The organism is Limnoraphis robusta BA-68 BA1, from assembly GCF_034932365.1.
In the GTDB taxonomy this organism is placed as follows: Bacteria; Cyanobacteriota; Cyanobacteriia; order Cyanobacteriales; family Microcoleaceae; genus Capilliphycus; species Capilliphycus robustus.
Genome location: NZ_JAYGHR010000031.1, coordinates 1 through 24,934 on the forward strand (window position 1 = coordinate 1; position 24,934 = coordinate 24,934).

18 protein-coding genes are annotated in these 24,934 nt (G+C 39.7%); 9 read left to right on the plus strand and 9 right to left on the minus strand.

What is annotated here, in order from left to right:
• Positions 1-207: 207 nt before the first annotated feature.
• The 4 genes from VB836_RS11915 to VB836_RS11930 all read right to left on the minus strand — a co-directional run bounded on the left by VB836_RS11915 (position 208) and on the right by VB836_RS11930 (position 5,098).
• Positions 208-1,053 (minus strand): DUF928 domain-containing protein, encoded by an 846-nt coding sequence (locus VB836_RS11915; RefSeq protein ID WP_323219527.1) that lies wholly within the window; start codon positions 1,051-1,053, stop codon positions 208-210.
• A gap of 184 nt (positions 1,054-1,237) precedes the next feature.
• The gene (locus VB836_RS11920; RefSeq protein ID WP_323219528.1) at positions 1,238-3,589 is read right to left on the minus strand and encodes a CHASE2 domain-containing protein; all 2,352 of its coding nucleotides are present in this window, start codon (positions 3,587-3,589) and stop codon (positions 1,238-1,240) included.
• A 93-nt stretch (positions 3,590-3,682) separates the two neighbouring features.
• A complete protein-coding gene (locus tag VB836_RS11925) occupies positions 3,683-4,843 on the minus strand; it encodes a DUF1822 family protein (RefSeq protein ID WP_323219529.1) in 1,161 nt (386 codons plus the stop codon).
• A gap of 81 nt (positions 4,844-4,924) precedes the next feature.
• On the minus strand, positions 4,925-5,098 hold the full coding sequence (locus tag VB836_RS11930; protein WP_323219530.1) for a hypothetical protein: 174 nt from the start codon (positions 5,096-5,098) through the stop codon (positions 4,925-4,927).
• A 618-nt stretch (positions 5,099-5,716) separates the two neighbouring features.
• Between VB836_RS11930 and VB836_RS11935 the strand changes: the two genes are divergently transcribed.
• The 4 genes from VB836_RS11935 to VB836_RS11950 all read left to right on the plus strand — a co-directional run bounded on the left by VB836_RS11935 (position 5,717) and on the right by VB836_RS11950 (position 12,108).
• The gene (locus VB836_RS11935) at positions 5,717-7,006 is read left to right on the plus strand and encodes a glucose-1-phosphate adenylyltransferase (protein ID WP_323219531.1); all 1,290 of its coding nucleotides are present in this window, start codon (positions 5,717-5,719) and stop codon (positions 7,004-7,006) included.
• Positions 7,007-7,292: 286 nt separating this feature from the next.
• On the plus strand, positions 7,293-7,787 hold the full coding sequence (locus VB836_RS11940) for an AAA family ATPase (RefSeq protein WP_407659656.1): 495 nt from the start codon (positions 7,293-7,295) through the stop codon (positions 7,785-7,787).
• A gap of 138 nt (positions 7,788-7,925) precedes the next feature.
• Positions 7,926-11,300 (plus strand): RtcB family protein, encoded by a 3,375-nt coding sequence (locus VB836_RS11945; protein ID WP_323219533.1) that lies wholly within the window; start codon positions 7,926-7,928, stop codon positions 11,298-11,300.
• Between the two features lie 247 nt (positions 11,301-11,547).
• Positions 11,548-12,108, plus strand: coding sequence for a hypothetical protein (locus VB836_RS11950; protein WP_323219534.1), 561 nt, complete (start codon positions 11,548-11,550; stop codon positions 12,106-12,108).
• 43 nt (positions 12,109-12,151) lie between these two features.
• On the opposite strand, the gene VB836_RS11955 is transcribed toward VB836_RS11950, so the two are convergent.
• Positions 12,152-13,936 (minus strand): glycosyltransferase family A protein, encoded by a 1,785-nt coding sequence (locus tag VB836_RS11955; protein WP_323219535.1) that lies wholly within the window; start codon positions 13,934-13,936, stop codon positions 12,152-12,154.
• Between the two features lie 27 nt (positions 13,937-13,963).
• Positions 13,964-14,560, minus strand: coding sequence for a Uma2 family endonuclease (locus VB836_RS11960; protein WP_456085758.1), 597 nt, complete (start codon positions 14,558-14,560; stop codon positions 13,964-13,966).
• A 231-nt stretch (positions 14,561-14,791) separates the two neighbouring features.
• Here VB836_RS11960 and VB836_RS11965 point away from each other — a divergent pair, with 231 nt between their 5' ends.
• The 5 genes from VB836_RS11965 (at position 14,792) to VB836_RS11985 (ending at position 20,186) form a co-directional block, all read left to right on the plus strand.
• A complete protein-coding gene (locus VB836_RS11965) occupies positions 14,792-17,002 on the plus strand; it encodes a tetratricopeptide repeat protein (RefSeq protein WP_323219537.1) in 2,211 nt (736 codons plus the stop codon).
• A 25-nt stretch (positions 17,003-17,027) separates the two neighbouring features.
• Positions 17,028-17,687, plus strand: a complete 660-nt coding sequence (locus VB836_RS11970; RefSeq protein ID WP_323219538.1) for a class I SAM-dependent methyltransferase — start codon at positions 17,028-17,030, stop codon at positions 17,685-17,687.
• Between the two features lie 75 nt (positions 17,688-17,762).
• The gene (locus tag VB836_RS11975; RefSeq protein WP_323219539.1) at positions 17,763-18,506 is read left to right on the plus strand and encodes a class I SAM-dependent methyltransferase; all 744 of its coding nucleotides are present in this window, start codon (positions 17,763-17,765) and stop codon (positions 18,504-18,506) included.
• A 36-nt stretch (positions 18,507-18,542) separates the two neighbouring features.
• The gene (locus VB836_RS11980) at positions 18,543-19,259 is read left to right on the plus strand and encodes a class I SAM-dependent methyltransferase (RefSeq protein WP_323219540.1); all 717 of its coding nucleotides are present in this window, start codon (positions 18,543-18,545) and stop codon (positions 19,257-19,259) included.
• A gap of 87 nt (positions 19,260-19,346) precedes the next feature.
• Positions 19,347-20,186: a polysaccharide lyase gene (locus tag VB836_RS11985; protein WP_323219541.1), complete on the plus strand. Its 840-nt coding sequence runs from the start codon at positions 19,347-19,349 to the stop codon at positions 20,184-20,186.
• A 93-nt stretch (positions 20,187-20,279) separates the two neighbouring features.
• Here the strand turns inward: VB836_RS11985 and VB836_RS11990 are convergent, their stop codons facing one another.
• The 3 genes from VB836_RS11990 to VB836_RS12000 all read right to left on the minus strand — a co-directional run bounded on the left by VB836_RS11990 (position 20,280) and on the right by VB836_RS12000 (position 24,699).
• Positions 20,280-21,239 carry a glycoside hydrolase family protein gene (locus tag VB836_RS11990; protein WP_323219542.1) on the minus strand — a complete coding sequence of 320 codons (960 nt, stop codon included), beginning with the start codon at positions 21,237-21,239 and terminating at the stop codon, positions 20,280-20,282.
• A 2-nt stretch (positions 21,240-21,241) separates the two neighbouring features.
• Positions 21,242-22,714, minus strand: coding sequence for a tetratricopeptide repeat-containing sulfotransferase family protein (locus VB836_RS11995; RefSeq protein ID WP_323219543.1), 1,473 nt, complete (start codon positions 22,712-22,714; stop codon positions 21,242-21,244).
• A 143-nt stretch (positions 22,715-22,857) separates the two neighbouring features.
• Entirely contained in the window at positions 22,858-24,699 is a 1,842-nt protein-coding gene (locus tag VB836_RS12000) for a putative capsular polysaccharide synthesis family protein (RefSeq protein WP_323219544.1), read from the minus strand.
• Between the last annotated feature and the right edge of the window lie 235 nt (positions 24,700-24,934).

Below are 24,934 nucleotides of genomic sequence, written 5' to 3' on the forward strand. Positions count from 1 at the left end.
TCTGTGGAGACGATCTAGCGGGGGCAGTAATGCCTAGCCAAGAGTCTGTGAAGCAGAAACTTTTAGGTGTGAATCTAAGAATCCCCCGGAAGAATTGCTTTAGCAATTAACGGTGGGAGTATGTCAAAGGAGCAATCCTGTCCGCAGCAAGTCGAATCGTAGAATGAAGAATCCCCGTCGTGAGGGCGCGTGGGAGTGTCAATTTGCTCATTTTGGCTTAAACGGGAGAGACAGGGTATTTTTAGGTTCAAGCTGACAACAAGCTAATATAGGTTCCTGAGCGATATTATTGAGCAGAACAGCTTTATGTTGTAATAGATCCATCCACTGATCCGCAACTTTAGGATTTTGAGGTTCAGTGCGCCGTAGTTCAGCCAGTTGAGTTAGAGTTTCGTACCACAGACCATTTTCAGCATAGAGGTTGAGTTTCTCTGTTAATCCGGCTTTTTCTAACTGTTGTTTGAGCGCTCTAGACGGAGCAACACGAGCCACAATTCCACTAACGGTAAAATTGCTTGGAATATTCGATCTCGTGGAAGCATTCAACACCTCAGAAGAGCAGTAAAAGTTAAACATCCAGCGATAAGCCTTACCCTCTTCTAGAGGAGGAGCGGTTTCAGGGGGACGAAAGCTGACAATACCTGGCCCTTGAGTGACAGGAAATTTAACTTCATAAACCACCTCATCGCTACCTTCAGGCTTCAACACCAACTCCACCGTCGCCGAAGACGTGGGAATATATAACCAGAACGTCGGATGAGCGGCTAACGTTTCACCCCAGTTTGTCGTCGGGATCAAAGCGGTAATGGGTTTTTCCAGCTTAGAACATTGTCCTGATCCGCCTCGACTTCCAGCATCCGCTCGAGTTCCTGGCGCTCCTCGGTTGGGAGGTTGAAAATTGAGAGTGGTTTGATCTGAACCTGAATTATTCTTGCGATCGCCTTGATCAGAGGAATTCGACATTACCAACGGAGGGCTAGCCAACTCGATCCCGACTAAAATTAGAGTCACAGCAAGTTGAATGGACTGAGAGAATCGGTTCTTCCACAGCATGATTATTTCTACTCCCCGGTTGAATCGTAAATGCTTTGCTGAAATTTCCCCAATTCAGTTGAGTTGGAATTGAAAGGAAAAGTTAAAAACTGTTGATTTAGCTTGTCAACTTTGACTAACTAAGTACAACTCTCGATGCACTAAAAATATATAGAGTTCAAAGGCATCTCTCAACCGTATAATTTTATTGATTTTTCAATAAAAATGGACAAACGGCAGTGATCACCAAAGTCAAACTAGATGGAACGATTGGAACCCATCCCCCCCAAAGTAAAAAGATGTAACAGATGCCGGATAAGGTGACAACCGCCACTCCGACAACAGGAGTCCAACTTGAGAATCGATGATGATGCCAAGCAATAATACCTCCCACTATAGACCAACTTCCGATCCACACCCAATCCCCCCATTGACTCCAAACCCAAATTAGAGGACGTCCATCAAGTACACTACTGAGAATTTGACTGATCATTTGGGCTTGTAGAACCACTCCGGGCATTTTTTGATGCTCAGTTGAACGAAAACTATAAGGGGTCGAAAAATAATCCGTTGAAATCGGCGCACTAATCCCAATTAAAACTAAACGATCCTTGATTGAATCGGGATCAACTTCACCTTCTAAAATTTGAGAAAAGGTAACTCGTTGCAGTTGATGTTGATCAATAGCCCGATAGTTCAGTAACAGTTGAAATCCCCGATTATCGAATTTTTGATAGCCTCCCGAGGGTTTTGCTAAGGGTTTAAATACAACGTCACCCATCTGTACAGATTCATCGGCTCTCAATTGAGGGGTAATGCCTTCTACCCTTAGATAATTTTGAGCTAACTGAAAACTTAAAGACAATTCAGTTTGACAGGGTGAATTACTATCGGGATTCATAAATAATAAATGCCGACGTAGAATATCATCAGAATCGACTACCACATCGGTAAATCCAAGTCGGTTTTTGGGAATATTCGGGGGAGGAGCAACCCCAGGTTTATTCAGATTTCTACTCTCAGAAGCACTACAAACTGCGATTAAATTCTGATTTTCAGTCAACTGTTTGAGCAACTGGGCATGACCCGGTTCTCTGGGAACATCACGATAAATATCTATTCCCATGACTCGCGGTTGATAAGATTTGAGTTTTTCAATCAGTTTGACTAAGGTGCGATCCGGTAGAGGAAAACCCCCGTATTTTTGGATATCTTTTTCCGTAGCTTCTACGACTAATACACGAGAATCAACTTCTTCAAAAGGGCGCAGTCGCAACAGTTGATCGTAAGCTTTGAGTTCCCATCCTTGCATCAAACCGAGCGATCGCAAAGCAATAACTAAAACCGTCACGATCGCCCCAAAAGCCGCGATTGAATGAGCCGGGAGCTGTCGGTTTCCTCGGAGTTCTAGCCAAGTCGGAGGAATGACAGTTGGATTTTGACAAATAACCGGAAGCCAGCAAGCACAGGGATATTCGGGTTCTAAATCTTGTAATTTTTCTCTGGCTTCTCGTACTGAGCGATAAAAAGACGTTCCTGTAGAAAAAGCACTCAGCCAATGTTTCAAAAATGCTTGGGCGACTTGATCGGGTACTGGTTCACGCATGACAACTAATTGAGGAATCTGTAGATCAGCCAGTTGTCGAGCGAGTCCTAAGCCATCACAGGAGTTAAAAAGGGCGAGTTGTAAACCTCTAGCGATCGCCGCTTGTAGGGCAAATTTTAACTCGATGACGGTAATCGCTTCATTGTGATTAATATTAATAAATCCTGTAGCGCCACTAATATGACTGGAACTATGTCCAGCAAAAAACAGAATATCCCATCCTTCTTCATCCCACAACAGTCGGTTTAATTCACTGCGTCGAGGTTCAACTAAAAAGACTGTTTTGGCGCCCGGTAAATGTTCGAGTAAAGCTCGATCTTGTTCGATATCAATGCCGTGAGAATTACCCAGAATCGCTAAAATTCTCACAGTACCACCCGGAGATCGGTGTGTCGGTTCGATCCGTTCAGCTTCTAAAGTGCTGCTCAAACCGACTTCTGATGCGGGGTAGTCTTCAAAAAAATTCCACAGATGCCAGGGGAGTCGTCGCATCACAGGATCATCGGTTTCAATGATGACGCGAATTTCTTCATGGGGTGAGAGTTGGGTGCGTAACCTGCGTTCTATCCGACCAAATGATCCCGAATCTAACCATTGGTTGAGAGATTGCTTTAACTGTCTTGATAACTCCAAAAACTCAACTTGAGAAACTTGAGCAATGTCTTGTTCATCAAATTCAATTGCTAGATCTACAACACCACGCCGCCAGCTTAAGCGATGGTTGAGGGCTTCAAAAAGCGATCGCCAACGCTTGTAAAGTTGGGCTAATTCTAAAGCCGGAGGTAAACTCCCAGTTAATCGAATCGGGGGAAAAGATGCCGATGTCCACAAATTGGCGACAATCATCGAACAACCGTGCTGAGTGTTGCCGTTACCGAAGTTTAAGACAACAGACTTACTTCCGTTTTCGACGGATTTTGAGCGGCTGATTGAGGACGTTAGACTAGGCATGAGAGATTTGTGGCAATTTCCAAATTCCGTACTGATGCTCCACTTAAAACTTCTTTCCTTTTCGTTAATTAACTATTAAAGGTTAGGAATGATTTAAACTTGGAAATGTTCTGTGATGTTTGTATTCTCCCACGAAATCTCGACAGTAAAGCGAAATCCTGGTGAACATTTAAATCGGGGGATTTGAATATAGTTATCTTCAGTCCGAGCTTCTACTGAGCGCAATACTTCTCGGGATTCTGAGCGTAAGGTTAATCTAACATGAGCCGGAAGGTAAGAATGATTCGGTTGAGGATGAAGCTGTACCCTCACTCCTATACGGCCATCGGTTTCGACCCCTAATCCCACTAATAGCACGACGAGGGTTGAGGCTTGTAAAGTTCCCAGGTGAATTTGTTTGACCCGTTGCATTTCCTGTTCAGGAGCGTTTGGGGTGCGACGGAAATTGAAAGCCAAGGGTTGTGAAGTGGGAAATAAAGTGTCGATAGACTGCCAAGCGGTGTCAAACAGATTATCAAACCAACGGCTTAAGTTAATCGAAGTTTGTTGACCTCGGCGTTGTTGACAAAGGGGTTGCCATTGATTGTGTTCGAGAAGGGAGGCCCACAGTTCAAAGGGAACGGCGAGTCGAGGAACAACAATTTCAGAATCACTCAAGCGTTGGACTAAGTTTTCGGCTTGGGCGGTTGTTAAGCGGGGTAAGGGAGCGACAGAGCTGCGAGTTTGTTCTTGGGGACAGAATTGGCGAGCCACCCAGAGAACGTTTATATCGGCGATGAGTTCGTCTGCTTCTAAACTGTAGGTGCGATCTCTCCAATTGTATTGACCTTGAGTTTTCAGGTGAGCATGAGTGGTATAACCGCAAATTTTCACCGACTGTTCATCTGGATTGACTTGTACAGCGAGGTAATAATCTCCCATCCAACTCGGAATATCGACCCATTCTTGAGGAACCCGAAATTCATCGGTGTCGATGGTTTCGCTGGGTATCAAAATCAGTCGTGTAAGGCCTTGGGTAATCACAACACCGTCTACCAGTTCCCAAATACTCGAGGGTAGTGTTGAGGGTTGAGCGAGGGGGTCATACTCTTCTTGTAGCCAAGGAAGTACCGCGTCGAGACAGAGTTGATTGAGATAGGCATTCCAGCGACGGCTGGGCGTTGAGTAGGCTTGGCTTTGTTGCCATGCCTGGTAGGACTGGGTTGGGGAGATTTCCAACCCCAATTGAGTTGTTTCGGCTAGTAAGAACGTCATCGGAACATCTCCTATGAGAAGAATGAATGGGGAGGTCTGATGGAATCACACAATGTTTGTGCCATAACCATTGGGGTATTGTTAGGTACGTTTGGTTTGAGGATAATATGCAATTGCTAGGAGGATATTCTCGACGGATTTCAGGGCTAGGATAACAACGAGGGTTGGGTATTCGGCGATGAAAGGGTTTAAGCCTAATTGTAGATTGAGTTCCGCACAGTAGAGTCTCAATGTTTTATTCTTGCTGTTTTGCAAAAATCCGGTTTCATAACGAGATTTGAGCGATTAGCTTCCTGCACACCCAAATTCTGACACCCAACACCCAACACCCAAAACCCAAAACCTGTTCACTGTTTAGAGGAGTACCTCGGATGGTATGATGTCTACACAAACAAGTCGTCATGCCAACTCGATTGGGTCTTCCTTCTAACAAGCTTATCGTGTCTTGTTGGAGAAGGTGATTGTCGAACTGCGATAATTAAGCATTCCGATGTCCATTCGTATTGATTAATATGGCGATCTGGCTCTGTCTGATGATAGAGGAAACATTCGAGTTCAGAGTGCTAGACTGAACGCGAAAAAAGCAATGTATTGAATCGCGGATTAGTAAACTGTTCAGCGTTTTGAGATGAGATGTTTATCCCTTAGACAATTTTTGTAATCAGGGTTTTAGGGATCATTTCTGATTCTAACAGGTCTTGAAGTTGGGGAAAGGAACAGGTCAGTATTAGCAGACCCCTGTTACTCGATGATCACCTAGAGTGGAATCATAACCCAATCTTAACCGACGTTTTTTGCTTTCCCCCTTGTCAATTTGGGCTTACAGTCGGACACTGAACTTGAGAAAACATTGGCAGATAAGAGGTAGTTTTTGTGAAAAAAGTTTTAGCGATCATTCTCGGTGGCGGCGCTGGTACCCGTCTTTATCCCCTAACCAAGCTACGGGCCAAGCCTGCTGTCCCTTTAGCGGGTAAATATCGACTGATTGACATTCCTATCAGTAATTGTATCAATTCAGAAATTCTTAAAATTTACGTCCTGACTCAGTTTAACTCGGCATCTCTGAACCGTCACATTTCTCGGACTTACAACTTTTCGGGCTTTACCGATGGGTTTACAGAGGTTCTCGCCGCCCAACAAACCGCCAGTAACCCGAATTGGTTTCAAGGGACAGCAGACGCGGTTCGTCAGTATCTCTGGTTATTTGCGGAGTGGAATGTAGATTATTATTTGATTCTCTCGGGCGACCACCTCTACCGCATGGACTACCGTGAATTTGTCCAGCGTCATATTGATACTAAGGCAGATATTACCCTATCGGTACTGCCCATTGATGAAAAACGGGCTTCGGATTTTGGTTTGATGAAAATTGATGATGCAGGTCGTATTGTTGATTTTAGCGAAAAGCCCAAGGGTGACGCCCTCAATAAAATGGCGGTTGATACCACTACTTTAGGACTCACACCAGAAGAAGCCAAAGAAAATCCCTTTATTGCGTCGATGGGGATTTATGTCTTTAACCGAGATGTGATGATTAAGTTACTGAGTGAGCATCCCGAACAAACGGATTTCGGTAAAGAAATACTTCCGAATGCAGCCGCAGATCATAACGTTCAGGCTTATCTGTTTAAGGACTATTGGGAAGACATCGGAACGATTGAAGCCTTTTACAATGCTAACCTGGCGTTAACTCAACAACCCCAACCGCCCTTTAGTTTCTACGACGAAAAAGCCCCCATTTACACTCGGTCCCGTTATTTACCGCCTTCTAAGATTCTCGATTGTCAAATCACAGAGTCGATTATTTCAGAAGGTTGTATTCTCAAAAAATGCCGAATTGATCACAGTGTATTAGGGTTGCGTTCTCGCATTGAAGCCGGTTGCGTTATTGAAGATACATTAGTGATGGGTTCTGATTATTACGAACCCTTCGCCGAACGTGAATCGAATTTGAAAAAAGGTAAAATCCCGATGGGAATTGGTGCAGATACTACCATTCGTCGAGCAATTATTGATAAAAATGCTCGGATTGGTAACAATGTTACCATCACCAATAAAGAAGATGTAGAATATGCAGAGCGGGAGGAACTTGGGTTCTATATCCGCAGTGGAATTGTTGTTGTCTTGAAAAATGCTGTCATTCCTGATGGTACAGTCATTTAGATCGGGTTATGGTGCATCAAACCCTTTTAAATCATGGGTAGGGTGCATCAAATTCCGGTTATTTCTGTACAGAAATCATATCATGTCCGACTAATCAATAATGATTCTGTAGGGGCGGGTTCATTACAGTTTACAGTTATCAGTTATACAGTTACCAGTGTTTTCAATTTACAGTTATCAATTCTCAGTGTTTTCAGCAATCGCTTGTAACCTGCATGGTACTTCTTCACTGTTCACTGTTCACTGTCTACTGTTCACTGTTTAAACCACCCCACCAACAGAATTAATCAACCGGACATCATATCACCCGTGCAAACCGTTTGAAATGAGTCAATTAATTTTAATGATCGGACTTCCTGGTAGCGGGAAGTCTTTTTTCGCAACCCAACTCAAAGTTAATCATCCTGATTATCAATTAATTTCTACTGATACCATTCGGGCGCAACTGTTTGGTGATGAGGACATACAAGGGCCTTGGTTGAGGGTTTGGAGTCAAGTCCAACAACAATTTCAAAAAGGGGTTCAAGAGGCTACAGATGTCATTTATGACGCTACAAACACCCAACGCCGTCAACGTAAAGATGTTATTACTGTAGCACGAGAAATCGGTTTTCATCCCATTTTTGCCGTTTGGGTGAATACTCCGTTAGAAAAATGTCTCCAACGCAACCAAAACCGCCCCCGTCAAGTCCCCGAAGAAATTATCCTCAAAATGCACCGCCAGTTAACGGACGTTCCCCCGTCTTTAGAAGAACCCCTAGACAGTTTAATTATCCTCTAAAACCCGTAACCCAAATATTACACCCAAATATTGCCCTCAGATATTACACCCAAATATTACACCCACTTGACAAGTGTAGTATTTTTGTACTACAATCAAACGATACAAAGTCGATTATAGGAATAAACTATTACAATCATGCCCTACGAACCCTTAGAAATATCAACACCAAAACCCGTATTATCTTGGGCGAATCATTCGTTAGCCGCCCAAGAAACTCAAATGGCAAAAAATGTCGCTTCCCTCCCTTTTGTATTTAAACACGTTGCGTTAATGCCGGATGTACACTTAGGAAAAGGCGCATTAGTTGGGTCTGTAATTGCGACAAAAGATGCGATTATTCCCGCAGCCGTTGGGGTGGATATTGGTTGCTTCACCGGAGATACATTAATTCCTCTAGCAGACGGCAAATCTTATCCCTTGGTCGAGTTAGCTTCCTGGCGGCGAGAGTTTGTGGTTTACTCCTGCACCGACACGGGTCGAATTGTAGCAGCTAAAGCGAGCGCTCGCTTGACTCGTCGCAATGCCCCATTAGTAAAAGTGGTTCTCGACAACGGTGCGGAAATTAAATGCACTCCCGACCATCAATTCATGTTGCGCGATGGCAGTTATCGAGAAGCAAAAGACTTAAAAAATGGTACGTCTTTAATGCCTTTTTACTCCAAAAAGGATAAGGATGGCTATACCTTAATTCAGCAGAATTATTCCGGTCGATACCAAAAAGCCCACTGGATGATTGCACGCTCTGGTTTGTTAGGTAAAATTCCTAAATTTCCCGGTGAAAGAACTGTGATTCATCACAAGAATTTTGACCCGGTTGATAACAGGCCAGAAAATTTGGAATTTATGGGAAACAACGAACATTCCGCCTACCATCGCTCATGGGTTGAGAAAAATACTCATTGGCAATCTCCAGAATTTGAAGATAATAGAAAGCAAGCTCTAGCTAGAAAAGCTCGCACAGCCGAGGGACATCAATACTTTTCTGAAAGGGGAACAAAAAATATTCTGCGGTATATGGAAGAGCGCCCCGAACATTTCCAAGCATCTGTCGCGGAGAACGGGCGGCGGGGAAAACAATATCTTGTTGAGTACAATACCAGCGAAAAAGGAAGAGCTAAAAGCCAAGAAATTGCCAATCGAATTTACACTTGCGAAACCTGTGGTGCTGAGGTTAAAAGTCCCATTGGATTACACAACCATCGGCGAAAAGAACACGGGTACAACCACAAAGTTGTCGAGGTAATTTTCCTATCAGAAAAACAAGACGTTTACTGTTTAACAGTACCCGAATATCACAACTTTGCTCTAACCTCTGGAGTCTTCGTTCATAACTGCGGAATGTGTGCGGTGAAAATGCCTTTTGTTGCCGAACAATTAGAGGGAAAACTCAAGCAAATTCGTCTGGAAATAGAAGCAGCAATTCCAGTGGGATTTAACGCCAATAAAGACATCGAAAAATCAGTTAGCAATTGGCAAGGTTGGCGACAGTTTAAAGACTTGCATTCAAAAGTGCATAATCTTGAATCTAAAGCCTTAAAACAACTCGGTTCTCTCGGCGGTGGAAATCACTTTATTGAACTGTGTGTTGATACCGAAAATGCTGTTTGGTTGATGTTGCATTCCGGTTCTCGTAATATTGGAAATATGCTGGCGCAACGTCATATAGACAGTGCAAAAGCGTTGGCAAAACTGGCAGAAATGAAGCTTCCAGACCCAGATTTAGCCTATTTTGTAGCAGGAACTCCTGAATTTGCAGCCTATTGGCGAGATTTACAATGGGCGCAAAATTACGCTCGTTATAACCGGGATGTAATGATGGCTCGTTTTAAACGAATTGTTGAACAAGCTATTGCGGGAGGAAAGCCAACAAAACCGCTTTTAGAAGTGAATTGTCATCACAATTATGCTGAAAAAGAAGTGCATTTTGGTGAGGATGTTTATGTGACTCGTAAAGGTGCGGTGAGGGCGCAAGAAAATGATTATGGAATTATTCCGGGTTCAATGGGTGCAAAATCTTTCATTGTGAAAGGGAAAGGAAATGCTGACAGTTATTGTAGCTGTTTTGCGGCTGGAACTAAGGTTTTAACTGAGTTTGGTTTGATGAACATAGAAGATATCTTCAACTCATCCCAACCCATAAAGTTAATCTCCTATAACGAGAAACTCCAAAAGTTTGAGGCTAAAAGTATTTTGGACAAAAGTGAACGGATAGCCTTCGCGAACAAATATTCTTTTTCTCAAACGAGACGCCGATTAGAAAACACAATTACCTGTACTCCCAATCATCCTTTTGCAACCTACCAACAAGGTATATTATCCTATCTTCCCATAGAAGATATTACTTCATTCCCCGGAGGAGCCATCGTACCCACAAATATAAACATTCGGTCTAGTTTGTCACCAGAAGAACAAGATCTCAATTTTTATTACTTACTTGGTGTGATCTTGTCTGACGGTACAATATACAGAAAAGAACGGAAAAATGCACCCCAGATACAGGATAGAATCCGCAATGGTAAATACTTAAATTCCTATATTCGGATTTACCAGTCCCAAGAACCATCCAAACAACCTTTCATACAGCATTTAGAGGAACTATTAAAGTCCTACACTGCAAAGGTTTCTTCTCGGATACAAGCACCAAGAACTTCTCATTTACGAGGACGAGCAATAACAGGTGTGGGACTGGTTGAGTTAACCGTAAGTGAACTGTCTTTTGTCGATAAAGTTCTACAGATTTTACCAGATTTACCTAACATTCTGATGAGTAATCCATTTTTGTCCCTCTATTTTTTAGCAGGATATTTGGATGGTGATGGAAGTTATAACAAGGGAATTGTGTCTATCAGTGTAGGCAAAAATGAGATGTTTTCCACTCTAGTTTGTACTCTTTTGTCTCTGGGTGTGGCTTACAAAGTTTACCGTAACCGGACTAACTATGTTGTAGAATTTCGTGATAATATTGTACTGAGCAAATTGTCTTCTATTTGTCGCCGACTTGTGATTAATGAACCCCCATCTAGGATCTATTCCGATAAACTACTATTGGCGAATTCAGTAGTAGGAGGAACATTGCACTGTAAGGATCTCACGACTAAGGCAAGGTGGGGAAAGATGGTAGACATCTCGAAGTTTCAAGGGGAATCTCTTGATCGAACTTTGGTAATGAATAGAGTCTTTAAGGTTGAATCAGACTTGGAAGCAGCAGTCTACAACTTTACCGTAGAAGATAACCACAATTATATTGTCTTCACTGAATATTACACCCCATTGCTTGTACATAACTGTTCGCACGGAGCCGGGCGTTTGATGTCTCGAACTAAAGCGAAAAAACAGTTTACTGTTGATGATTTAGTTCAGCAAACAGCCGGGATAGAATGTCGGAAAGATAACGGGGTTATTGATGAAATTCCCGGTGCTTATAAACCCATTGATGAGGTGATGAAGCAACAGTCTGATTTGGTAGAAATTGTGGCAACGTTGAGACAGGTTGTTTGTGTGAAAGGTTAATTTAATCTCGACTTTGCCCCCTAAATCCCCCGCCCCCGTGACTCCGCCCCCTAAATCCCCCGCCCCCGTGACCCCCAATTCTGGGGGTATTTCTGGGGGTATTTCTGGGGGACTTTGAACTCTTTTCCCCCCAATTTTGGAGGGCTAGGGGGGCGGGGGACCTTTAATTTTAAATAAGATAACAATAGGGTAAAATAAGAAATCAAGCCTAGTGTGAATTTTTGAGTTGGAAGGAACAACGAGAACCGTGACAACAGAACAACAAATTAGTCAACAAGAGTATGAACAACTGAAGTCGGAACTGCACGACACCCGCGAGGAACTCGAACGCATTCAGTCGCAGTTTGATGAGGTGTTGGGAGAGTTAGAACAAACCCATTTTCAACTTCATCAAATTCAACAACAAGAACAGTCTTCCCCGGAGTTGGTTCAACAGGAGTTAACCCAAACAAAAGAACAGTTAAAACAAACAGAAGAAGTCTTAGAACAGTCTCATAATCAACTCAAAGAGACGATGGAAGTGTTAGAACAATGTCACGCGGAGTTAGAAGAAACTCGCCAAGCGTTAGCAGAAAAGCAAGAACAGTTAGAACAGTCTCAGTCAGAGTTTGAACGAGTTTCACAAGAGTTAGACAAAACTCAATCTGAATTAGATAAAATTCAACAAGAGTATGATAAAATTAAAGTGGAGTCCAAACAAAAGCCAGATAAATTAGAACCAACTCAACCAAATTCACCCCAACAACCCGAAGAACAGATTTCTGTCAGTTCGTTATCTTTAACCGTATCGGAGTGGGAGTTATTTTGATATTTTTTAAAACTTTAAGTCCTAGACGCGAGAACTTTCTAAATTAGACAGAGATTTTAATATCGGGTGAGTTAAGAGTTTTTAAAAACTGTTTCCAGACGGGGAGATTGTTAAGTGTATTTGGGTCAAACTGAGAGTTAGAGTCTTGGGAAATGCGAGTAAATTTTTCTATCCAATTAGATAAAGTTTCTACTGTAGAATAGGAACTATAGGAAAGCGAACGTTTTAACAGTTCAATCATTGGCTCATATTCACCTTGATGATAGCATAAACAGGCTAACCAAACCAAAGTATTGTAATAGGCTTTTGGTTTTAACGGTTGCATCCAGTTGGGAAGATGGGGACGTTCAAAAAAGCGGTTTAAAATTTGTTCGCAGTCGTTAATTTTTTGAAAAACATTTTCTTCTAATATCGGACAATTCACTTCCATACTTTCTAAACAAATTCCCGCATAACCTCGTGAGGAAAGATGTAAAACCCTATCGAGAATAGCAGCAGTTACCGATAGATTTGTATCGAATTCTCCACAACGTTTTAACGAATTTCGTTCAAACATTATCGAACTTGGATGCAACAATAACCACAAATTCGGTAACATCCAAATATGCAAACCGTGTAAACCTTGACTCCCTTTTAATACGGGTGAAAGAATCGGCGAAGCTTGAATAGAAGTGTTGGACGTTTCCCATCCAGAAAACACCATTTCGACTGAACCTGCTTGTTCTTCAAAACCGTTAATATATTGAAAAATAGCATCCGGTTTGAGAAGACAACCTTCTTGGAGAAAGAGGATAAATTCTCCTTGGGCGTGGTTTAATCCTGTATTGTAAGCGTCTACGGGATTGGAAAAAGATTGAGGAATGGGGCGAATGTTATTTGAGTTTATCGGTTTTTGAATTTTATTAAAAACAAGAATCTCAAGATTTGTATTCGTTTGATTTTCGATACTTTCTAGAGTATTTTGCAGGTTTTCCGAGTGATTTAAACCGGGAATAATAACCAAACTGACGCGAGGATTTTCTGAGGGGGATTGAAACGTTAAATAACAAGTTGCATCCGCACTATTTCCCGCAAATGTTCCTCGACTGAGGGCTTTATTGTGTTGGGCTTCTCCCCCGTGAAAGGCTTCCTGTCGCTGTCCTTTTAGGTGTCGATAGTCGTGGTTTTGATGAACTGCGGTTATGACTCGACTGGCGTTAATAAGGGGGTAATTTTGTTTGAGGGCTTCCCCCACCATCCAGTTATCCCAACCCGCCCTTCCCACTGCAAATTCGGGTAATTTGGAAAATAAAGGTTTGGGAAATACGAAATAATCTAACGCCCCAATTCCGCCAAAGATTGCGGTTTGTTGAAGGCGATCGCGAAGTTGCTTTTCGACTTCGGATGTGGTAAAATTAATAGGATGATTAATATCAAGATTCCAACGCCGTCCTAAGATTAAAAATTTAGGCTCTTTGCTGCTAACCTGTTGAACGGTGGGAAGGAAATCATTCAGTAGAATAATATCGGCGTTAACGTAGGCTAAAATCGGATGGGTGGCGATTTGGTGAACTTGGGCAAAAATATCATTGAGTAGGGGCGTACCTTGAGGCGTACAACGAACGTTAGGAATATGTTTAACGCCGAATTCTTGGGCGACTTCCCGAACACCTTGATCGTTTCCAAACAGGATAATTTCCGGTTGGGGTGAGAGGTTCAACCAACTGGCGATCGCATTGCGTTGTAGAGTAGAAATCTGACCGATAAAAGGTTTAGGAACGGCGAATAGGGTAATTTTTAAAGTCGGTTGAATTTGGGGATTAATTGCGAGAGAATATATAGCAGTCATCTTGTATGGTCGGGGATATGTTGTGATCTACCAAATCTTGTCCAGGTTTAACAAAAATCCGGGTAAAATGGGATCGCCGCTCAGAGTTTTAGGATTATCCAAACATTCAACATGGGTTTGAGGGCGATAGATGTAAACTTGGCGATTTTTCCGGTCTATTAACCATCCGAGAGAAGCACCGTTATCAATATATTCTTGTAGTTTATCTTGCAAAAGTTGTAACGAATTGCTGGGAGAGCGAAGTTTTACAACAAAATCTGGACAAACGGGAGCAAATTTTGTCTGTTGTTCGGGGGGAATTTTATTCCATTTTTCTAAGGTCATCCAAGCCGCATCCGGTGAACGATTTGCCCCATTGGGAAGCTTGAAACCGGAGGAAGAATCGAAACCTATTCCTGTCCCATTTTCGTCTGTCCAGTTGGCAAGTTGTTGGGAGAGTTTAAAGTTTCGGTTTCCCGTTTCCGAACCGGTGGGCGACATAATAATTAATTCTCCGTGAGCAGTCCGTTCAATATGGTACTCTCGGTTGAGTTGACAGAATTGAAAAAATTGTTCGTCTGTCATTTCCAAGACAGGTTGCATCTGGAGAATAATCGGGGTATTTTCGAGTAGGGTTTCGGTCATGGTTTGAGTCGGGAGCATACATTTAACGATACACGTCCTCAGAGTTTTGGTTCAATAGGCTTGGCGAAGGTTCTTTATTTTAACTGGAAGGAAACTTTTGGGGGACGGTATGCGTCGGGGTGGAAGTGCCGGAATCAAATTTCTGGTTTTGAGTAAATTGTGGTGTCGGAACGTGGTAGGATTTTCTGCGTTGGGCATCTACCCGAAAGTTTTCAGTCAAAAGGTTGCGTGATGGTCAGTAAGTTTCAGGAAGCGAACCAATTGCAAAGGAGCGGTCAGCTAGAGGAAGCTGTCGGCGTCTATCGTCAGGCGATCGCTGAAAATCCCGATTTTTATTGGTCTTACCACAACTTGGGGGAAACGCTGTGCAAGTTGGGGCGGTTGGATGAGGCGGTTGAGGTTTATGGTCAGGCGGTGGCGTTGAACGCTTCGGCGGCTTGGTCTCATTTGAATCTGGGTGAGGCTTTGGAGAAGCTGGGGAAGACGGAAGAGGCGATCGCGGTTTATCAGCAAGCAGTACAGTTGAAACCTCAGTTTCAACAAGGGATTGAGATTTTAGGGAAGTTAACGAAAACGCGATCGCAGTTTGAGGAGTCTGTGTCTTCTCTGAATGAACAGAATACAGGTAGAATGAGAAAAAATGATGGTTCTTTAAGCAAGAAAAGGGATTCTAACTCAGGAAAAGCAATATCATCAAGCAATGGTATTTCAGCTACTGAGTCGCAACCAGCCGTTACTCAACTTACTGGTAATCGAAGTAATTTCTTGTTGGAGAAGATAACAATACTGCTTCTCAACTATAGAAGACCTCAAAATATTCCTAAAATAGTAGAGAGTTTGAGAAATCAAACGGTTCCAGTTCAGATATTTTTATGGGATAATTCCTCAGACACTAATATTTTCTTCTCAGATATAGACTTAGTATTTAAAGCGTCGCAAAACCAAGGGTGTTCTCCTCGTTGGTTTATGGCTCTATACGCGAAAACAAAGTATATTATGACTCATGATGATGATTTTTTGATTACGCGCAGTAATGTCCTAGAAAACATAGTGGAATGTTTAGAAAATCAGCAAAATTCAAGAACAATAGTTGGACTGGAGGGTATTGTTGTAAATCCCAAGAAGACCTACAGTGAACATATAGGTTATAAGAGTCGCTATAAATTTCATGGGAATAAATATGGAAGTGTGATTCCAGCCATTGTTTATAAAAGCGGAAAAAACCTCAACTTAATTACATCAGAGAGAGTACACTTAGTTAAGGGTAGATTAATGGCAACTAGAACAGAAAATATTGTTTTCCATATAGATTTACCTACTCTGATGAGGGAGAGAGAAGATGATATAGCTGTTTCTGCAATGATTGGTCAGAGAAAAAGAATTCATTTAATTCCCTCTTTTTTAAAAGATTGTATTGAAGAACTTGAGATGTCCAACTCAATTGGTAATAAAGATCAACCCAATCATTTTCAATCAAGAAATCATGCGTTAAAACGTTACTTTTTTAATGTTGAAGATATTGATGTTAATAATGCTATAAATTCAGAAAACTCCAGTCTAAAATATCAAAATAGGAGACAAAGAGAAAGTAAACCTGTTACTTTTAATTCATTACCCAGATTGTTTATTGTAGTTCCCTTTAATGATGTTAGATTTTTAGAATCATGTTTGAAGTCAATAGAAATGCAAACTTATAGAAACTTTAAATGTATAGTTGTTGATGATTCCTCTGAACAAGACTATTCAAGTGAAGTGAGAAGAATTCTGAGTTCCACTCATTTTGAGTTAATTGTTAATCAATGTAGGGAGTATGCCTTAAAATCCAGAGTGATAGCTATAGAGAGATGCGTTGAACAGGAATGGATATCAGACGAAGATGTTATTGTTCATATTGATGGAGATGATTGGCTAGCCGATCAAAATAGCTTATTGAAGATAGCTGAAGCCTATTCTGATGGGTATACCTGGGTAACATACGGTGGCGCAAGAAGGCTTGAGAAAGGTAAACTGTCTGAACCATTTATGCACGCACTCAGTAACAAGCAGATAGAAGAAGAATGGGGTCGCAAAGTAAGCCCTAAGTATCCAGAACAGGTGATTTCAAATAGAAGTTACAGAGATTACCCTTGGGGAGCTTGTCATTGTAGAACTTTTAAGTATAAATTATACAAAGAAATATCTGAAGATGACTTCCAAGATTCAACTGGTAACTATTTTAGGTATGCAACAGATATGGCTATTTTTATACCTGTGTTAGAGATGGCAGGAGATCGAATCAAATATATAGAAGAGACAATTTACATTTACAACAGAGATACAGGAGAAAAAAATGTTGCCAACGAATTTAAACATCAGCATGGTAATCATAATTACATTAGAAAAAAGCCCAAGTATGATTTATATGTAGAAAGTGAGTTTTTTGAAAAATCACTTATTCAGTAAGTATAGATAGCAAAGAGGATGAAAAATGTATTCAGACTTTGATTCAGATCGGCAGACCATATTAGCCCAAATTAATAAAGCTCGCAAGTTACTACGAGAGTCCGTAAAACTTTGGAATAGAAAATATGAATCATTCATAGATTATGCTCCCCGCCTAGATTATATTCACCTGCAAGAATGTACTCTTTTACCTGATAGATATGAGCTTTTAAAAAAAATGACCAAGAGAGGTACTGTTTGTGAAGTAGGCACTAATAAAGGTGAATTTGCAAGAGCTATTTTAGAATTAACATCTCCATCTGAATTACATATTGTAGATATTAGTTTTGAAAATTTTGAATATGAACAACTAAACAAACAAGACATTGAAAAAGTCTCTAAATTACATGAGATGGATTCTGTTCAATGTTTGTCTTCATTTCCTGATCATTATTTTGATTGGATATATATTGATGCAAATCACTATTATGAGTATGTTAAGAAAGATCTTGAGGTAGCAAAAGCAAAAGTCAAAAATGATGGGTACATTGTTTGTAATGATTATACATCTTGGTCTGTTTCAGGTGTTACAAAATGTGGGGTTGCAAAAGCTGTTAATGAGTTATGTTTAAAAGATAATTGGAAGTTTATCTTTTTCGCTTTACAAGGAAATATGTACTATGATGTAGCATTGCAAAAAATTTAAGTAAGTAGCTGCTATTATTCCTTAGTATGCTTCCTAAAAGCTATGTAGTTTTTAAATTCACAATCAACTATAACAATGGATATAGAAAGAGGGGAAAAACGCTGGCGTATATTTATACATAAAGCGAAAAAGTATGTTAATTCTATAGGTAAATGTTTAGATCTGGGATGTGGAAGAGGTGAGTTTGTTCTCGCTGGCCTGAGAAAAGGCTATGATGTATTTGGAATCGATGTTCAGGAGCTAGGAATTAAACAATTTGAGCAAGTTGCTCACAAATATGTTACACAGGACAAAGCTAACTCTAGATGTATTTTATATGACGGATCGTATGTTCCGTTTGATTCAAATACTTTTATGCTAGTTCATAGCTGGTTTGTTCTTGAGCATATCTCAAACTTAGCAGAAGTATTAAGAGAGATCGTTAGGGTCACACACATAGGCGGTATTTTAATATTGGATGCTCAAGATGCACGAACCTATTATGAAGGTCATGCAAATATACCTTGGTTACCATTTATGCCAAAATACTTGATACCAGCTTGGCTTAAAGAATTTGCTTGTGAGGACAAACTGGATTATCTTATGAATTCCGTTTATTACATTACTACACCTGAAGTTGTTGCAATTTTAGAAGCTTGTGGTTGTGAAATTCTCGAAATGTCAGGTACTCCTAATTCTGTGTTACCTACACATACATCCATATGTTCTGAAGATGAGGTGATACGGATAGCTAACGAGTTTAAGAACTCTTATTCTGATACAATCAGTATGCTGTTCCAAAACAAAAATTTACATATAATAGCTAGAAAGGTCTTATAAAATTGGTGTTGACTTTAGTTAAGGAGTAATATGAATATGCACTGTCCTATTTGTGGTTTTACTCGATTTAAAGATCGAGGTAAAAGAGTTAATGCAAAATGTGTACATTGTGGAGCAATGGAAAGAACAAGACTTATGTACTTAGTGTTGAAGACTTTAGACTTGCTTAAGCCAGGAATGAGAATACTTCATATTGCTCCAGAGAGAGGGTTAATTAAGATTTTTTCAGAACTGTCACCAATCAAATATCATCCCTGTGATATAAATCCTCAAAGCTACACGAATGATTTCTGTACGGTTTTTCCAATAGATTTATGTAAAGATTTAGAGAAGTTACCAAGAGAATGCTTTGATCTAATTGTACACAACCATGTTTTAGAACATCTTCCTTGTTCTGTAGAAAATATCCTAAAGCAATTTACACAAATTTTAAAACCAGAAGGAACGCATTTGTTTACTGTACCGATTAGAGTCGGAAAAACAGATGAAGATATCTCAGAAAACTTGACTGATGAAGATAGAACTGAACGTTTTGGTCAATATGATCATCTTCGTATATTTGGAACTGAAGACTTTATCCCCATGTTGCAAAAACTATGGGATACAGATGAAGTTTACATCAAAAATTCTGATTTACTCACAATAGAGACTTATGAGAGAGCTGCTTTGCCTACTAAAAAGTTTAATACTATTAGTGAAGCAACAATTTTTTATCAGTCTCCAGCTAGAAAAATACCTCTACAGTATTCCTAGTGAAAAAATCAGAAAAAATTTTTATTACTAAGGTTTTACCTGAGGTATACTACCTATCTAGCTGTAAACTATCTATAAGAATAGCATATGGTTAAGCTGGCTTCTAGAATTTTTTTTTGCATATTGATAATCCTTTTTATTTTTTATCCTGTTGCAAGATCTGACAACAGAAACCTTATTTTTGTTGGTGACTTTGAATCAAGAGATTTTAGTCAATTTACTGATGCACGATGGGAGCATACAAAAAAAAAGGTTGATATAGTAACAGATCCCGTTCGGTATGGTCAATATGCGGCAAAGCTGATGTTAGATCGTGTGAAACATAGGGATGAAATCAACTATAGAACTGATCTTGTTCCAACAAAAGGAAGTGGTTATCTCTACCAAAATATAGGACACGAATATTGGTATGGTTTTAGTACATTTATCCCTGAAAACTGGAAACCTGATATGCAGTCTGAACTAATTGCTCAATTTCACGGTATTGAAGATGAAGGAGAAAGTCCAAGACAGCCTATGTTAGCTATTTATATCTATAGGGAAAATTATACAATAAAGAAACGATGGGACTCAAGTGCTAACTCGAACAATACAGATTTGGACACAAAAAATTCTAGAAGGCTGTGGAGTAATAAAGTTATTTATGATCGAGGTCGATGGGTTGATTGGGTTTTTCATATCAAGTGGTCTTTCAACGCTGATGGTTTTGTTCAAATTTGGAAGAATGATCAAAAGATTGTTGAAGACCAAGGAGCAAATTGTTATAACGATAAGAAAGGCCCTTATTTTAGGTTTGGAATTTATAAGTGGCCGTGGAGAATTGACGAAATACAAGCACCTTCTGTTGTAACGCAAAGAGTTGTATATTTTGATGAAATACGAATAGGTAATAAGGAAGCTAATTATCAGTTAGTGACTTCTCCATAGAGATATACAGACTATTCATAAATTAATTTTTTCAAAGATTAAATCTACATTTAATTCATTAGTTTGTGCAAAAATAGATTAATATTGTATACTTTATCTTTGGCTCTTTGCTAGGAGCTTAATAAAATCGAGTTTTGCTTTAATCAAAGTTAGAACAATTGATTTTAACTCTGCAACAGCAATGCCCGACTCTCCGGCAATTGAATACAAAAGGTAGGATTTATTATCTTCTTGATAAACAGCCGGATCTCTTAACTGTCTAACTCTCCCCTTAGCCGCCCCACTTTGGGAAGGCTGAATCGGTAAATCTAGCCCTTCATAGTCTTGTTCTGGTTCTAAAATCAGAATCGGCTCAGAGGGCATCCATTGTGTCCAGTTTTGGGTTAAATCTACATAGCTGATTAAGATAGACTCAGGGACATCTCCAATTCGAGAATAGAATACAATTAACGTGTCCTTTTCCAGTAATACAGCCGCGTGTCTCATCTTAGCAATAAAATCTCCTCCTCTCTCAAAAGGGGTTAAACCATCTTTAGAGCGTAGAATCACACCGCCAATATTGTGATTTTTAGCGATCGCATAATACCATCCATCATATTGAAACACCCTCATGTAAAATGGCCCTAATACCTCTGGAGATGCCGTCCAATATAAACCATCTTTAGAGATTGCCAAAAAAGTCACCTGACCCTGCTGTGGATGAACTCCATGAAAATACATCCGAATTTCACGATTTTGATGATCTACATGAACATCTGGAGAAGCAATATGATTGACGCACACCGTTTGATGAATGTGTAATGTCCCCAGACTATAAACCCTCCATGAATCTTGAATATGATTAGAATATGCTAAACGAATATATTGACCATTATGATGAGCAAAATAAAGATAGTAACAACCCAAAGGATTTTTAACCCAATCAGGAACCCGAATTAGTGAAGATCCATTAATATTAGCTCCAATTTCACCCTCTAATCCTGGCAAATTTGGATATAGAATTGGATTTTTAGCTAGCCTAACTGCTCGAAGCTGTAATCGAGTATTTACCATTATTACCAGTTCTCATCTTCAACATAACCAAACTTGACTAAATATTGTTGAGCTTTTTTCTTGAAAATTATTTTTTCTCCTTCTGTCATTTCCTCTCTCCAGCGACCTCGACCATCAAACAACGGCTGATTTATTTGCCAATTACGATGCTGCTTGTGTGCTGTAACACTATCAATGGCTTCAGGTTTAACAACCTCTAAGCTATACCACCGTCTCTCAGTCTTATAAAATTCTAAAATTTTATCATTATATTCTTCTCCTAAAAAATCAAAGACCTTTTTCAAAGTCTGTTGGGGATGAGTGACTAAATCCTCATACTTAACCACATGAACTTGAGGATGATCCCAATAAGGTACAGCAGCCAAGTTATCATAAATCCATCGCTCTATTCGCTCCATAAGTTTCTGATAATTTGAGTCTGGTCTGTGCTTGAGAGAGCAAACAACATCTCGCCCATCTCTCAACATCAGAATAAATTGACTGTGAGGACGAATTTTTAGAAACTTACCAATTTGAAAAATATGGGGAGGGGTTTTTTCAATCCAACGTTTTTTTTGCTCTGCCAAACATTTTTCATCCCAACCTCGCATCGTTTCTTCAATTTTGCTCATACTTTGCAAAAATATTGCACTTTCATAAGGAATTGGATAAACAGAAGGATGACTCCCCAGCAAAGCTAGCATCAGGGAAGTTCCACTATGTCCGCAGCCCACCACAAATATCGGATTTTTAACCTTAATATCTTGAGTATTAACAAATTCAACTTGATCATAGTAGTCTTTTAATACCATTGGGTTCAGCTTAACTGCTGTTCGATAAGACCTTACAGATAAACTCCAACGCTCTATTGCTTCTCCTAGATTTAGGTGATACTGAGCTATATCAGGGTTGAGAAATATCGCTTTCTCAAAATTAGCAACTGCTTTCTTCCGCTCCCCTATTTTCAGAAACAATTCACCCACCTTATTATAAACTTCTGAATATTGATAATGACTGTCTTCAATAATTTTTTGATAAACGTTTAAAGCTTCGTTAATTTTATCATTTTTATCTAAAAATAACGCCGCCTTTAAAGCTTTCCATATCGCTGATTTTTGAATTGTTTTTTGATGAATAAAATTATCAGAATAATCTCCAATTGTATGATATAACTTCAATTTCTCTATGGTTCCATCTATTTTTAAAAAATGATCAAAACAAACTAGAGCTTTATTAAATCTTCCCTGAATGGCTAAAACTTCTGACAACTGATAATAGAAAAAAGATATACCCGAATTAATTTTGATGGCTTGATCAAAGCAATCTATAGCATAATCTAAGTAATTTTGCTGGACTAACGCATCGCCCAAGTTAGAATAAGCCCAAGAAAAATGGGGGTTGATCTCTATCACCTGATGATAAAGTGCGATCGCCTCATCTAATTTCCCTTCGCGTTTTAGTCGGTTCGCATTTCTAATCAATTCGCCCACATTCATAAACTCACCACTCACCAGATCGAACTTCCAGTATCCCTATTATCCCACAATTACGCGATCGCACTCAACCCCAATCCAAATGTCTAGAGAATTTTAGATCCCTTGAGATAGGTCTTACTTTATCGATTCAAACATATTCTATCCTAAATCAGTGATTGCAAGTGATAAAGTTGATAAAAACTTTCTCTTTGTTCTTCTGTGTAGAATTGCTTGGCATATTGAGAGAAAAGACACCGATTCAGATATTCACGACTTAAAATCAATTTTTTCTTCAATTCTAAATATCTTTTATGATACCATTTTTCAGCCATTGAATTCTGATTTTTAAACTTGAAGCCTTTCATGCTAAAACAACTTTTAATTAAGTTTTCCTTTTCGGAATCTGGCAATTCAAATTGCATTACTAAAATGTGATATTTTTGGTGTAGATATGTTTTCCATCCGAGCGCAGAAAAGGATGTCTCATAAATATCAAATCCAAACCAATCTCGAAACTTTTTATCAACCTCAGTTAAATAAAAAGCAGGATCAAGACTGATAAACTTATCAATCATTTCATTAACATCCATCTCATTAATCTGCATCTTAGTCAATGTGGGATAATGTTTTTCTATATTGTTAAAGAAACCTAAAATATTCACTTCAATAGGATTTCGGACAAGACAGATTACTTTCAGGTCTTGATTTGATCCGTTATTGAATATCCATAAATTTTCCCAATAATCTTCTTGACTCAAGTTTTGACCGATAGACTGTTGATTTGAAAACTTAATCTCAATCTTATGGATAGATGAACAAACTGTTACCACATCTTCCAGAGAAATGTACCGATACAGTAAGCGTTCTTGATCTGGATTTTTAGAGCTTATACTCAATATATTGCTCCGCATTTCTCCAAGCAGTACATTGGCTTTTTGATGATGAGGAATAATATCTGTTAAACTTTTTAAAGCCGTAATTGCATCATTTATTCTACCCAGCCTCGCCAAACTAACAGCCTTTCCGTAATATAACCCAACTTGATCAGGACGAAACGCAATACACTCTTCAAACAATTGCAAAGCTTCTATGTTCTTACCTGTATTCAGCTTTTCTAAGGCTTGTTTTCTAAGACCTCGAAAATATTGTCTTCCACTGAACCGATAATGATCGATAACCCGATCCGCCTCCTGATCCCGAACCAATTGATTTGGATGTTTTAAAGGAAACGAAGCCGCTTTTAAAGGAATATTTGCAATTTCATCAACCTCTTGATTTGTATGGGCTGCATCTACTCCAAAGCCAATATTAGAAATCAAGTTAACATTTGATCCAACACACAAACCCTGATGCAAAAAGCAAGTAAAACTCCACGCCCATCCCCAAGAATTAAACCCCTCATAAACCAGGTCAAATATCTTCGACCAATACTGAACCGCCCGTTCATTTCCCAGCAAATCATCTAACCATTTTGTGTCTCGAAGTTGAGGCCAAAGCTTCAAACTCCCATCATACAATTTCCAGGCTCTACGCCAAGTTGCCCAACCCCAATAAAAGCTATACTGAGAAAAATAATAACTAGAATTTGGAGACTGATAACCGTGCGTATTTTCTCCAGTAATCTGTATCACACGAGTCTCATTTCGGTATCGTTCCAACAACTCCTGGCAAAAGTAAAAAAACGTCGGGTCAGGTACACAATCATCCTCTAATATAATCGCCTCTTCTACTAAACTAAAAACCCAATCTAACCCACTAGATACCCGTTGTTTACAGCCCCAATTAATATCAGAATAATTCGTTAAGACTTCACAATTCCAGTCTACCTGCTCAATAATTTTTCGAGCGGCCATACATTTTTCAGCTTCCCCTGGTTTATCTAGACGTGGCCCATCAGCAATAACGAAAAGTTTAGAAGGCTGAACTTGACGGATCACCTCAAAAACTTTTTGCGTAGTATCTGGACGCCTAAATATAATTAGAACAACAGGTGTTCTTAGTTCCATAACGGTTCTCAGTTCAGTACATTACCGAAGTTGAGCGGAAAGCCCCAGTCTTTAGACATGGGGATGGATAGCGAACAATTAATATTGTTATCCGGGGAGTTGTGTTGTAAAATTATACCATGATTGTACGAGAAGCTAAGTTATTAAACGGTTCCAAGTCTCAATACTCAAGACTTGATGATGCCATAAGAACTGCTCAATTCATCAGAAACAAGGCAGTTAGACTATGGCGAGA

Coding starts and splice junctions, on each gene's coding strand:
- VB836_RS11915 (WP_323219527.1), bottom strand. CDS start 1,053: ATGCTGTGGAAGAACCGATTCTCTCAGTCCATTCAACTTGCTGTGACT.
- VB836_RS11920 (WP_323219528.1), bottom strand. CDS start 3,589: ATGCCTAGTCTAACGTCCTCAATCAGCCGCTCAAAATCCGTCGAAAAC.
- VB836_RS11925 (WP_323219529.1), bottom strand. CDS start 4,843: ATGACGTTCTTACTAGCCGAAACAACTCAATTGGGGTTGGAAATCTCC.
- VB836_RS11945 (WP_323219533.1), top strand. CDS start 7,926: ATGCCCTACGAACCCTTAGAAATATCAACACCAAAACCCGTATTATCT.
- VB836_RS11955 (WP_323219535.1), bottom strand. CDS start 13,936: ATGACTGCTATATATTCTCTCGCAATTAATCCCCAAATTCAACCGACT.
- VB836_RS11960 (WP_456085758.1), bottom strand. CDS start 14,560: ATGACCGAAACCCTACTCGAAAATACCCCGATTATTCTCCAGATGCAA.
- VB836_RS11965 (WP_323219537.1), top strand. CDS start 14,792: ATGGTCAGTAAGTTTCAGGAAGCGAACCAATTGCAAAGGAGCGGTCAG.
- VB836_RS11970 (WP_323219538.1), top strand. CDS start 17,028: ATGTATTCAGACTTTGATTCAGATCGGCAGACCATATTAGCCCAAATT.
- VB836_RS11975 (WP_323219539.1), top strand. CDS start 17,763: ATGGATATAGAAAGAGGGGAAAAACGCTGGCGTATATTTATACATAAA.
- VB836_RS11980 (WP_323219540.1), top strand. CDS start 18,543: ATGCACTGTCCTATTTGTGGTTTTACTCGATTTAAAGATCGAGGTAAA.
- VB836_RS11985 (WP_323219541.1), top strand. CDS start 19,347: ATGGTTAAGCTGGCTTCTAGAATTTTTTTTTGCATATTGATAATCCTT.
- VB836_RS11990 (WP_323219542.1), bottom strand. CDS start 21,239: ATGGTAAATACTCGATTACAGCTTCGAGCAGTTAGGCTAGCTAAAAAT.
- VB836_RS11995 (WP_323219543.1), bottom strand. CDS start 22,714: ATGAATGTGGGCGAATTGATTAGAAATGCGAACCGACTAAAACGCGAA.
- VB836_RS12000 (WP_323219544.1), bottom strand. CDS start 24,699: ATGGAACTAAGAACACCTGTTGTTCTAATTATATTTAGGCGTCCAGAT.